At 35.5% G+C, this 12,722-nt stretch carries 10 protein-coding genes and 1 tRNA gene; 7 read left to right on the top strand and 4 right to left on the bottom strand.

The window, feature by feature from the left end:
- Positions 1-95: 95 nt before the first annotated feature.
- The 4 genes from ACNQF8_RS05060 to ACNQF8_RS05045 all read left to right on the top strand — a co-directional run bounded on the left by ACNQF8_RS05060 (position 96) and on the right by ACNQF8_RS05045 (position 5,372).
- Positions 96-1,787 carry a ribulokinase gene (locus ACNQF8_RS05060; protein ID WP_417952989.1) on the top strand — a complete coding sequence of 564 codons (1,692 nt, stop codon included), beginning with the start codon at positions 96-98 and terminating at the stop codon, positions 1,785-1,787.
- Positions 1,771-2,472 (top strand): L-ribulose-5-phosphate 4-epimerase, encoded by a 702-nt coding sequence (locus ACNQF8_RS05055; protein ID WP_417952988.1) that lies wholly within the window; start codon positions 1,771-1,773, stop codon positions 2,470-2,472. Before ACNQF8_RS05060 ends, ACNQF8_RS05055 begins: the two co-directional genes overlap by 17 nt.
- 92 nt (positions 2,473-2,564) lie before the next feature.
- Positions 2,565-4,073 carry an L-arabinose isomerase gene (araA, locus tag ACNQF8_RS05050; protein ID WP_417952987.1) on the top strand — a complete coding sequence of 503 codons (1,509 nt, stop codon included), beginning with the start codon at positions 2,565-2,567 and terminating at the stop codon, positions 4,071-4,073.
- Between the two features lie 117 nt (positions 4,074-4,190).
- Positions 4,191-5,372, top strand: coding sequence for an aldose epimerase family protein (locus tag ACNQF8_RS05045; protein WP_417952986.1), 1,182 nt, complete (start codon positions 4,191-4,193; stop codon positions 5,370-5,372).
- A 328-nt stretch (positions 5,373-5,700) separates the two neighbouring features.
- Here the strand turns inward: ACNQF8_RS05045 and ACNQF8_RS05040 are convergent, their stop codons facing one another.
- From ACNQF8_RS05040 to ACNQF8_RS05025, 4 genes are all read right to left on the bottom strand, one after another.
- Positions 5,701-6,489, bottom strand: a complete 789-nt coding sequence (locus ACNQF8_RS05040; RefSeq protein ID WP_417951051.1) for a hypothetical protein — start codon at positions 6,487-6,489, stop codon at positions 5,701-5,703.
- A 156-nt stretch (positions 6,490-6,645) separates the two neighbouring features.
- The gene (locus tag ACNQF8_RS05035; RefSeq protein WP_417951050.1) at positions 6,646-7,152 is read right to left on the bottom strand and encodes a hypothetical protein; all 507 of its coding nucleotides are present in this window, start codon (positions 7,150-7,152) and stop codon (positions 6,646-6,648) included.
- Between the two features lie 354 nt (positions 7,153-7,506).
- Positions 7,507-9,426: a glycoside hydrolase family 97 protein gene (locus tag ACNQF8_RS05030; protein ID WP_417952985.1), complete on the bottom strand. Its 1,920-nt coding sequence runs from the start codon at positions 9,424-9,426 to the stop codon at positions 7,507-7,509.
- 230 nt (positions 9,427-9,656) lie between these two features.
- Positions 9,657-9,736, bottom strand: a tRNA-Leu gene (locus ACNQF8_RS05025).
- Between the two features lie 219 nt (positions 9,737-9,955).
- On the opposite strand from ACNQF8_RS05025, the gene ACNQF8_RS05020 reads away from it, so the two are divergent.
- From ACNQF8_RS05020 to pth, 3 genes are all read left to right on the top strand, one after another.
- The gene (locus ACNQF8_RS05020) at positions 9,956-10,897 is read left to right on the top strand and encodes a ribose-phosphate pyrophosphokinase (protein WP_099713818.1); all 942 of its coding nucleotides are present in this window, start codon (positions 9,956-9,958) and stop codon (positions 10,895-10,897) included.
- Positions 10,898-11,025: 128 nt separating this feature from the next.
- Positions 11,026-11,637: a 50S ribosomal protein L25/general stress protein Ctc gene (locus tag ACNQF8_RS05015; protein ID WP_315205279.1), complete on the top strand. Its 612-nt coding sequence runs from the start codon at positions 11,026-11,028 to the stop codon at positions 11,635-11,637.
- Positions 11,638-11,922: 285 nt separating this feature from the next.
- Positions 11,923-12,597: an aminoacyl-tRNA hydrolase gene (gene pth, locus ACNQF8_RS05010; RefSeq protein WP_417951048.1), complete on the top strand. Its 675-nt coding sequence runs from the start codon at positions 11,923-11,925 to the stop codon at positions 12,595-12,597.
- The last annotated feature ends 125 nt before the right edge of the window (positions 12,598-12,722 follow it).

The following is a 12,722-nucleotide window of genomic DNA, read 5'->3' as shown; positions in this document are numbered from 1 at the left end:
TTTGATAAAAATTATAATACCAAATTAAATTAAGTGTTTTTTATACACTTATAAAATAAATATATTATATTTGTAATTCTTTAAAAGATTTTGGGATGAAAAATTATGTTATAGGATTAGATTACGGAACAGATTCTGTTCGAGCGATGTTAATAGACACTGAAAATGGGCAAGAGTTAGCATCAAATGTTTGTCAATACAAGCGATGGGCAACTAAAGAATATTGTAATGCATCCACAAATCAGTTTCGCCAGCATCCTTTAGATCATATCGAAGGATTAGAAGCGACCATAAAATATGTTGTTCAAAATAGCAATATAGATCCTTCACTAATACGAAGCATTTGTATTGACACAACTGGTTCATCACCAGTACCCGTTACTAAAGATGGAATTCCTTTGGCTTTGACTGAAGGTTTTGAACACAATCCAAATGCGATGATGGTGCTGTGGAAAGATCACACTGCTATCAATGAAGCAAACGAAATCAATGAACTTGCCGAAAATTGGGGTGGAGAAAATTTCACCAAATATGTAGGTGGGATTTATTCATCAGAATGGTTTTGGGCAAAAATTTTACACATTGCAAGAGTAGATGCAACAGTAAAAGACGCAGCTTATACTTGGATGGAACATTGCGATTTGATGACGTATTTATTGATTGACAATAAAGATTTAAAAACATTCAAAAGAAGTCGTTGTGCAGCGGGTCATAAAGCCATGTGGCACGAAGACTGGAATGGATTACCACCTGAAGAATTCTTAGGTCAATTGCATCCATATCTTGCAGCACTTCGCGGAAGATTATATGATGAAACCTATACTTCTGATTTGGTAGCCGGAAATTTAAGTCAAGAATGGGCAACACGATTAGGACTTACAACAGATACTTTAATTGCTGTTGGGACTTTCGATGCACATTCTGGGGCGGTAGGAGCAAAAATTGAAGAAAACACTTTGGTTCGCGTGATGGGAACTTCAACATGTGATATCATTATAGATTCGAAAGAGTCAATCGGAACAAAAACCGTTCGTGGTATCTGCGGACAAGTTGATGGTTCTGTAATTCCAGGATTCATAGGTCTGGAAGCGGGGCAATCTGCTTTTGGAGATTTATTGGCTTGGTACAAAGAGTTATTGCTTTGGCCAACAGAACATTTATTAGCTACTTCTACCCTTTTGACAGATGCTCAAAAACAACAGTTAAGAGCTGAAATGAGTGATAATTTAATAGTACAATTGACCGTTGAAGCAGAAAAAATTCCTTTATCCGAAAGTGTGCCCATCGCTTTAGATTGGATTAACGGAAGAAGAACTCCAGACGCCAATCAGGAAATCAAAAGCGCTATTTCTAATTTGTCTTTAGGCACAAAAGCACCACATTTATTCAAATCTTTGGTAAACGCAATCTGTTTTGGGTCTAAAAAAATCGTAGATCGTTTTGAAGAAGAAGGGGTAAAAATAAACAGCGTTATCGGAATTGGTGGTGTAGCGAGAAAATCGCCTTACATCATGCAAACCTTGGCAAATGTGTTGAATAAACCAATTAAAATTGCGGCTTCAGACCAAACACCAGCTCTAGGCGCAGCAATTTATGCAGCAGTTGCAGCTGGAATTTACCCAAATGTGATTGAAGCCAGCCAAAAAATGGGAAGTGGTTTTGACGGTGAATATTTTCCTCAATTAGATAAAGTTGCCGCCTATAACAAATTGCTTTTAGCATACGACCAACTAAGTTCTTTTGCAGATCCATCTATTAAAAAACTATACCATGAGCAATATGTATAGTGATTTAAAACAAGAATGTTACGACGCAAACATGCAATTGAATGCATTGAATTTAGTAGTATATACTTTTGGAAATGTAAGTGCTGTAGATAGAAAAAATGGGGTTTTTGCCATAAAACCAAGCGGTGTTCCTTACGAAGATTTGAAACCCGAAGACATTGTTATTGTAGATTTTGAAAATAACATTATCGAAGGTACTATGCGTCCGTCATCGGATACGAAAACGCACGCTTATTTATATAAAAACTGGCCAAACATTGGTGGAGTAGCACACACTCACGCCACGTATTCTGTAGCTTGGGCACAATCACAAAGAGATATTCCAATTTTTGGAACGACTCACGCCGATCATTTAACCACTGATATTCCTTGTGCTGCGCCAATGGCAGATGCACTAATCGAAGGCAATTACGAACACAATACCGGAATTCAGATTTTGGATTGTTTCAAAGAAAAAAACCTTTCGTATGAAGAAGTAGAAATGGTTTTGATTGGAAATCACGGTCCTTTTGCATGGGGAAAAACGGCAGCAAAAGCAGTTTACAACAGTAAAGTTTTAGAAGTAATCGCTGAAATGGCGCACTTGACTTTGCAAATAAACCCAAATGCTCCAAGATTAAAAGATTCCTTAATAAAGAAACACTACGAACGAAAACACGGAAAAGATTCGTATTACGGGCAGTAAAAAAATTGTTTCAAGTTTAAAGTTTCAAGTTTTTGTTGCAAAGTCAAATCAGGAACTAAAAGTCAAAAAAAGAAAATAGTAAACAAAATATAATGATAGATATATCTCAAAAAGAAGTTTGGTTTGTAGTAGGCAGCCAAGAATTATACGGCGAAGAAACGCTAAGAAAAGTAGCCGAGCATTCGCAACATATTGCTAAAGGATTACACGCTTCGTCACATATACCAGTGAAAATTGTATATAAAGATGTTGTGAAATCTACATCCCAAATTACAAATGTATGTTTAGAGGCCAATTCGAACAAAAACTGTATTGGTATTATTGCTTGGATGCATACTTTTTCGCCTGCTAAAATGTGGATTGGCGGTTTAAATATTCTTAAAAAACCATTGTGCCATTTGCATACACAATTCAACGCTGAAATTCCATGGGCTTCTATGGATATGGATTTTATGAATTTAAATCAATCGGCTCACGGAGACAGAGAGTTTGGTTTTATTATGTCCAGAATGCGTAAAAAACGTAAAGTGGTTGTAGGACATTGGGAAGACGAACGCGTTCAAAAGAAATTAGGCATTTGGTCCAGAGTCGTTTTAGGTTGGGATGAATTCCAAAACTTAAAAGTGGCAAGATTTGGAGACAACATGCGAGAAGTTGCAGTAACTGAAGGAGATAAAGTCGAAGCCCAAATCCGTTTTGGTTTTTCGGTAAATGGTTTCGACTCTTCAGATATTACTAAACACATTGACAAAGTTTCTGATGCTGATACGAATGCATTAGTTGCAGTGTATGAAGCGTCTTATACTTTGGCTCCGGCCCTTCAAAAAGGAGGAGAAAAAAGAGATTCATTGCTAGAAGCAGCCCGAATAGAATTAGGATTAAGAGCATTTCTTGTAGAAGGCGGTTTTGGTGCTTTTACGGATACTTTTGAAAATCTGGGTTCTTTAAAACAACTTCCTGGAATTGCTGTTCAACGTCTTATGGCTGATGGATACGGTTTTGGAGGAGAAGGTGACTGGAAAACTGCCGCTTTACTCCGTGCGATGAAAGTAATGAATGTAGGTCTTGAAGGAGGAACTTCTTTCATGGAAGATTACACGTATCATTTCACGCCTCAAAAATCGTATGTTTTAGGATCTCACATGCTAGAAATTTGTTCTTCTATAGCTGATGCAAAACCTTCTTGTGAAGTTCACCCATTAGGTATTGGAGGAAAAGAAGATCCGGTACGTTTGGTCTTTAATGTTGCTGCTGGAAACGCTATCAATGCTTCCTTAATCGATATGGGGAACCGTTTCCGATTGATTGTAAACGAAGTGGAAGCTGTAGCGCCAATGGCTGATTTGCCTAAACTTCCTGTTGCTCGTGTATTGTGGGATTGTAAGCCAGACCTTGATATTGCTGCAACAACATGGATATTAGCAGGTGGAGCACATCATACGGTTTACAGCCAAGTCTTGACAACTGAATATATGGAAGATTTTGCAGATATTGCAGGTATAGAATTGCTTGTTATCGATGAAAAAACAACTGTTAGAGATTTTAAAGATAAAATTAATGCTAACGAAGCATATTATCATTTGTTTCAGCACGGTTTATAATAATCCGGAGTCGAAAAACATAGTTCTATTTTATAAAATTTTACTATAATTTCAGACTTTAGGACTTTAAAAACCTTTGACTTTTGACTTAGATAATAACTAAAAAAACCAGTAATTATGAATGTATTAAAACGTTGCATTTATGGAATTTCCATAGTAAGTTTAGCCAGTATGAATATTCAATGCAAAAGCGATAAAAAAGTGGAAGAAACTACAACAGAAGCAAATGCTACAGCTGTGGTAACTATCGAAAAATCAGCTTACGGAACGACTCCAAAAGGTGAAAAAATTGACAGTTACAAACTGAAAAACCAAAAAGGAATGGAAGTGGATATTATCACTTACGGTGGAATTATCTCTTCTTTGAAAGTGCCAAACAAAGCAGGGAAATCAGAAGAAGTAGTGCTTGGTTTTAATTCATTAGAGCAATACATGAAACCAAATCCGTATTTTGGAGCCCTTATCGGAAGATATGGAAACCGAATTGCAAAGGGAAAATTTGCTTTGGACGGAAAAGAATATTCTTTGGCTGTCAACAACAATCCTAATGCATTACACGGTGGACCGGAAGGTTTTCACAGAGTGGTTTGGACTGCCGAAGAAGCAAAATCTGGAGACAATGCTTCGCTAAAATTGAAGTATGTGAGTAAAGACATGGAAGAAGGATACCCTGGAAACTTAACCGTTTTTGTAACCTACACGTTGAACAATGACAACTCATTAGACGTAGTTTATGAAGCAACTACGGATAAGAAAACAGTGGTAAACTTAACGCAACATTCGTATTTCAACTTGTCTTCTGATTTTTCTAAACCAATTTTAGATCATGAAATCACAATCGATGCCGATAAATTAGTTCCGGTTGCAACGACATTGATTCCAACAGGTAAATTGACCGATGTGACTAATACACCTTTCGATTTCAGAAAAGCGAAAAAAGTGGGTGCACAAATCGAAGGAAAAGACGAACAATTAAAAAACGGATTGGGTTACGACCATTGCTGGGTGCTGAACAATCAAGACAAAGGAGAGCGTTTTGCTGCCTCAGCTTATGATGCAGGAAGCGGAAGATTATTGGAAGTATACACAGACCAACCGGGAATACAGTTCTATTCCGGTAACTTCTTAGACGGTACTTTACCCATGAGAAATGGCGGAACGTATGCTCGCAGAACTGGTTTTTGTTTAGAAACACAACACTATCCAGATTCTCCAAATCAAAAAGATTTTCCAACTACGGTCTTGAATCCAGGTGAGAATTATAAAACAAAAACAAGCTATAAATTCTCTGTTAAATAACAATATACTAACTAATTATAGATTAGTTTCTATCCCATAAATAAGTTGAATGGTTTGGTTTAAATAGGGAACTAGTTAGTAACCCCGAAAGTAAAACTTTCGGGGTTTTTTTATGGCATCTGGTAATTTAATACCGCTGTTTTAGTGTTGTGCTAGATGACTTTCTTCTTTGCGACCGCAGCCTAATAGAATTTATATCTATTTGCTTTTATGTTATAGAGCGGGAAGTTTGCGATAGCTAGAGGATTTGCTATATCTCCCAAATACAAAACCTACTTTCCATTAAGCCTATTACCCAAATCCGTTGTAGTAGCTGTTGTGGGAAGATTTATTCTTCAGCAAAACCGTAATTTTCTGTTGTTTTTAATATCCATTTAATCTTAGAATATTTTTTCCGAAGAATCTTTTCTAAACATTCGTTTTTATCTTTACTATAATTGGTTAAGTCAACAAAAATTGTTTTTGAATATGGGAGTTTACCAATTTCATTTTCTATATCATCACAATGAGTATCTAAAAATTTTACATACAAGGGTGCTGTAGATTTAACAATGTAAATATCATCATTGAAGTATCTTTGAGAGTTTTCAATTGCATCTTCAAGTTTAGTTTCGTCTTTAAATAATAACGCAATAACTTCATACGTTTTCACAATCAATTTTCCTTCTTCTGAATTTCTATTTGGAGAATAAAAAATGTTTTTAGATATTTTCTTTTCTGAAGTTTTACTTTCTATCCAAATGTTGATTCCATCTTCTGGAGGAAGTCCATCAGCTTTTAGTTGAGATAGTTTTTGTAGAATATTTTCAAGTTCCTTAAATTGTAAAATTTCAGGTTTAACTTCAAATTTAATCTCTTTTGGCAAAAATTTTCTAATACTTGCCAAATCAGTAGAATCCATAAATTTCCAAGTTTTTTGTGATACTGAATCTGCTAAAGAGTATTCGTACGGAATTGAAGCAATAATTATCTTCTTTTTATTGTCTAATTCTATTTTAAAGCCACTATAAAATGAAGGTGAGGAATAAAATACAATTTTTTCTGTTTCAGATTTTTCTTTATCCGAACAACTAATTATTAAAAATAAGAACAAAAGAATAAATATGAATTGTTTCATTAAAAGTTTCTAATTTTACGTTGGTTTCTAAGATTTTAGCATAACGTCACGCTGCTTTGAGATGGCTAGAAATTCGTAACCTTTCAACTTTCGGCTTTGCAGAAAGTTGATGCGAAACGGTAATTCCACTAAACTCCAGCTAACTCAAAACAGCTATTAGCGGCTGGCGTGATTAATTAATATATTAGCAATCATCTGTTCCGTTTTTTTAGAAGCTCCAAAGTCTATAAAGCCACTGTCGACAGAACCACGGCCTTCAGCATTTATTGCTATTAAGTTTTCACCCGCAAAAACAGTTACTTTATAATCCATTCGCCACCAACTTTTTTGATAAATAAAGCTATATGAGTTTTCATTCTGAGTGTAATTTCCTTTCGCAATATTTTGAATTACAGAAATAGCATTTTCAACATTTTGTTCCTCTGAAAAACTGTTTTCAAAATAAGTAAGTTTGTAGTGTTTTCTCAATTCAAAAAGTCCATATGTACCGAGAACCAGTAACCAGATTGCTAAAAATAATAAACCTTTTGATTTATGATTTACAAATACCGAGTAAATTAGGAATACAGAAGTGCTAATTGCGAATACACAGAGAATTTTGTAAAAAAGTTTTATTGAACTTTTCTGGTTTTCGAATGAATCTTGAAAACTTTCTAATGTCATTTCGTTTGTGTTAAATTCATGATTTTGCGGTACGCATGCCGCCAACTAATACATACACGAAACAAACCTTCGCATATACACCCAAAAATGGGTAGATTCACGAAGGTTTGTTTCGCTATATCTCTTTTCAAATATATTAAAATTTTCTTACAAATTATAAAAAAAACCTTTTCATGTGTTGGAGTTATTTGATACTAATACTACTTGAAATCTAGATTAGAAATAAGGTATTAGGCATGTAGAATTCCCTAGCCCTGATTACAACGGAAATCCTTTTCTTAATCCTATCTGGGTTTACCCTGTCAGGATTAAGAAAAGATTGCAGTGTAAAGAGGGAAATAGCTCCTAAAAAAACTAAATTTTCACGACAAAACCACCATGAGGTTTCATAGTTACTTTTAGTTTTGTACTTTTTGATACTGTTTTGTGCTGAAATCCGTTCTCGTCTTCGGCAATACTAAAACCTTTGGAATTAGTCACAAAAGACAAATCAATTTCTATTTCTTTGGCAGTGGTTTCCCCATTAATTCCAACGATATGCCATATATTGTCTTTCTTTCTGGCCATGATAATGTACTTTCCCGGATACCCATCAATAAATTTAGAATCATCCCAATTAGTTGGAATATCTTTTAAATAATCGACCACATAAGCAGGCATTTTAGCCATTCCGTCAGGCGTTTCGGCCATGTGTTGAATTCCGGATAAGAATAAAACAGGCAAGGCTAATTCAAATGCTGGAGTTGTTTTTCGGGTAATATTGGGAATAGAATCCAAAACCATTGGCGTAAAATCCATTGGATCAAAAACATTTCGAGCAAAAGGAAGCATAGCACAATGTGTTGGGGCTAAATCAGCAATATCTTGGAAAAAAGTAATGTATTCATATCCTTTTACCGCTTCAGTCGTCAACAAATTTGGATAGGTGCGTTGCCAACCTCTGGGTAAAGTTGCTCCGTGTAAATTAATCACTAATTTATGCGCCGCAGCATCGGTCAGCATATCATGGTAATACGCAATCATTGATTGTCCGTCGCCACCAAAAAAATCAACTTTGACTCCTGCAATTCCCATTTCGTTAAGTCTGGTAAACTCCCGAACTCTGTCAGCATGGGTTATAAGTTTGCTTTTTGGATGGTATTCAGTGCTGTTCCATGATCCTGATGAATTGTACCAAACGAGTAATTTCACGTTTTTACCTTTGGCGTAAGCCGACAATTCTTTCATTTTTTCATCGCCAATTCGGGTATCCCAATCGGCATCTATCAAGCAATACGGCCAATTCATAGCAGCGGCATAATCGATAAATTTATGGGTAGTTTCATAATTAACTGATTCATCTTTCAGCAAAACCCAGCTCCAAGACGCAATTCCGCTTTTTATAAACGAAGTATCTGCAACCGTTGACGGATCAGCTAGATCTGTTCCCATGGTACTTTCGGTAATGGTTTTGAGTGACCCAATAGTAATGATGCGCCAAGGCGTGTACCAAGGCAAAACAGATTCCGGATTCAAAGCTCCGTTAGGGAAAATCTCTTCTTTTTGAGGAAAAGTTACCTGCATTGCTTTGGCAGAATCATTATACACCAATCGGCTGCCGCAATAACTAGCTGCTAATCCTGTTTCGGAAATCAAGACCCAAGTATCATTGGCATGGAACAAAGCGGGATACACCCAACCTTCTCCTATATCGGGTTTTGTATTTACAGGAACGCTCATTGCATAATGCTCTTCATAGGAAGGATTAGTTTCTTTCCATCCCGTTTTGGCTTTGGACATGGGTTGCAACCACGCTTTTGTGGTGGTGTCAAAATTATAAGTAGTTTTCTCTTCGGTTATTTTTTTAATAGCTGTAGAAGTTTCTGGAAAATGGTATCGCAACGCAATTCCATCGTGGGATAGTTGAAAAATAATATTCATTGTTTCCCCTTTATTGTTTTGCAAGCTAACGGTATATTGATTTGCGGCATAAACGATTTTTTTTCGCTTCCCTTGCAACATCGAATAGTTGGATTGAATTGGTTTCGATTTAGAAACGGTTACAATTTTTAAATTCGTATAAAAATTAGCGTCTTCTCTGATAATCCCCAAATCAGAAGTATTGACGACCAATTTTTCTTTGAAGAAAACTTTGTAAGAAGGCGTTTTCTTTAGGTTTAAACTAAATTCAATTTTTATTGTTTTATCTGAGTTGACAAAAAAATAACGGGTCGGTTTCCCCACAAATGAAGACAAAGACAGCGCCAAAAAAGCTAGCAAAACTATTTTTTTCATAATTAAGTGTTTTATTTACACTTACAAGAATACAAAAATAAATTTGCATAAATAGCGATATCGCTACAATTTTCAAACTCTATTTAGAATATCACAAAAAAAACGTTTTTGGGTATAAAACCGCCAGAAGTAAACCGATAATCAAGTGATTAACGCTATAAAAATGAATATTTACAGAGAAGAAAAACCATCTAAAACCAAAAAAACCGCTTCTTTCGAAGCGGTTTTTGTACCCGGAGCCGGAGTCGAACCGGCACGGTTTCCCACAGGTGTTTGAGACCAGCGCGTCTACCAATTCCGCCATCCGGGCTTAGCTAGACATGAAATAACGACAGTTATTTCAACGCAATAAAAGATGTGATTGTGTTTAAATCAACCATCAATTCCTTTAACACGGTGCAAATGTAAAAAATAATATTAAATGTTCTACTAAAAATACTTAATTTTTTCCTTTCAGAGTTGAATAAATTTTATAAATTTGCACCTCGGTAAAACGAAACACACTAACTAACTACAAAACAACAAATTAATGTCACACCTAGAACCAGAAGCTAAAATTTTTGCTTGTTCACAAAGTGTCTATCTTGCAGAAAAAATAGCAGAGCAATATGGAATTCCGTTAGGAAAAGTTACCATGTCTAAATACAGCGATGGTGAATTTCAACCTTCTTACGAAGAGTCTATCAGAGGATTACGCGTCTTTATTGTTTGTTCGACTTTTCCAAATGCAGATAATTTGATGGAATTGTTATTAATGATTGACGCTGCAAAACGTGCTTCAGCAAGACATATAACTGCAGTAATTCCTTATTTTGGATGGGCGAGACAAGACAGAAAAGACAAGCCTAGAGTTCCGATAGGAGCAAAATTGACAGCTAAATTATTAGAAAGCGCTGGAGCAACTCGCGTAATGACAATGGATTTACACGCTGATCAAATTCAAGGATTCTTTGAAAAACCAGTGGATCATCTTTTTGCTTCAACTATCTTTTTACCATATGTAGAAAGTTTAGGTTTAGACAATTTGACTATTGCATCTCCTGATATGGGAGGTTCTAAAAGAGCTTACGCCTATTCTAAATTTTTAAATTCAGATGTGGTTATTTGCTACAAACAGAGAAAAGCTGCCAATGTGATTGACACCATGGAATTAATTGGTGAGGTTAAAGGTAGAAATGTGATCCTAGTAGATGACATGATTGATACCGGAGGCACTTTGGCGAAAGCCGCCGATTTAATGATCGAAAAAGGAGCTTTGAGTGTAAGAGCTATTTGTACCCACGCAATTTTATCTGGTGAGGCATACGAAAAAATAGAAAACTCAAAATTGAGCGAATTAATAGTTACCGATTCTATTCCGTTGAAGAAAGAATCAAACAAAATAAGAGTGTTGAGTTGTGCGCCTCTTTTTGCAGAAGTTATGCACATGGTGCACCACAACAATTCCATTAGTGGAAAGTTTATAATGTAATATTTGACAATATGCAAAAGGCTTTAAGTCGCAAGCATATTGATATCGCCAAAAACGACATTTGCATAAAGCCTAAAGCTTATTGCCTAAAGCATGAATAATTATTTAATAACTATATTTTTTTTACAATGAAATCGATTACAATTAAAGGATCAGAAAGAGAAAGCGTGGGTAAAGTAGCAACTAAAGCCCTACGTAATGCTGGATTGGTTCCTTGCGTATTATACGGAGGAAATCAGGCAGTTCATTTCTCAGCAGAAGTTATGGCTTTCAAAAACTTGGTTTACACTCCAAACGCTCACACAGTTGAGATCGATCTTGGAAAAGGAAAATCATTTAACGCTATTTTACAAGACATTCAGGTTCACCCGGTGTCTGACAAGATTTTACACATTGACTTCTTTCAAATTTTTGATGACAAAGAAATCACTATGGAAGTTCCTGTAAAAATCGTTGGTAACTCTAAAGGAGTTATGGCAGGTGGAGATTTACGTTTGAACACTCGTAAATTAAAAGTAAAAGCATTACCAAAAAATCTTCCAGATTTCGTTGAAGCTGACATTACACCACTTGACATGGGTAACAAATTATACGTTACTAAAGTACCTACTCCAAACTTCAAAATCATGCACCCAGACAATACAGTTATTTGTCAAGTGAAGATTTCTCGTGCAGCTATGAAAGCAGCTCAAGAAGCAGCAAAAGCAGCAAAAGCTCCTGCAAAAGGAAAGAAAAAATAATATTTTTTCAATCATTCAAGAAAGCATCAGTTGTAAAACTGATGCTTTTTTTTTGTTTTTTATTTTGTTATTTCAAGAAACGAGAAATCTCATTATCCTATTCTGAATTATTAGGAGCACAACTAGCCATTTTCACAACAACTCGGCTCCTGCTGTCCGTTGTATCCACGCAAAAAAAACGTAGGATGCCACTTCCATCAGGGCTATTCAGAACTATTTTGCCCTCAATAACGAATTTCTAAAAATCTAATAGTCCCATATTCTAATTAAGTCTATTTTTGCAGCATGATACAATGGATTTCAAATTTATTCTCATTAACAAAAAAAGAGAACAATACTGACTGCATAATACCAGAGGTTCAAGAACACAAAAAAAACAATATAGAAATCGTGAGTAATAAATTTTTAATAGTTGGACTCGGTAACATTGGCGCCGAATATGTAAACACGAGACACAACATCGGTTTTAAAGTAGTCGACTTTTTAGCGCGTAAAGAAGGGATTTCCTTCGAAACCGTAAAATTAGGCTCCCTAGCTGAATACAAATTTAAAGGGAAAACTTTTTTTCTTTTAAAACCCAACACTTATATGAATTTAAGTGGCAAAGCTGTTAAATACTGGATGGATAAAGAAAATATCCCTTTAGAAAATATTTTTGTAATCACCGATGATTTGAATCTTTCTTTTGGAACCATCCGCATCAGACCGAAAGGAAGTGATGGCGGACACAACGGTTTAAAAAACATCAATCTTGTGTTGAATACGCAAAACTACACTAGATTCCGTTTTGGGATCAGCGATGAATTCAAAAAAGGAAAACAAGTTGACTATGTTCTTGGCGAATGGGATGACGCTGAGAAACTGGCGCTTTCTGAACGATTAGAACTGGCTTCAGAGATTATAAAATCATTTGGAACTGCAGGTTTAGAAAACACCATGACTACATTTAACGGAAAATAAAATCGGTACATTCCTGACCGTTAATCAAATGGTATTTGAATTAATTTGTATTAGACAATAATAATAATTAATTTTAATGCGTCTTTATTATTTTTCAGAAAAATTGACACCTCATATCAAAAATT

Origin of the sequence: Flavobacterium labens (genome assembly GCF_048286755.1) — a bacterium.
GTDB lineage: Bacteria > Bacteroidota > Bacteroidia > Flavobacteriales > Flavobacteriaceae > Flavobacterium.
The sequence above is the reverse complement of the archived record's forward strand: the minus strand, read 5'-3'. Positions and strand labels throughout refer to the sequence as shown.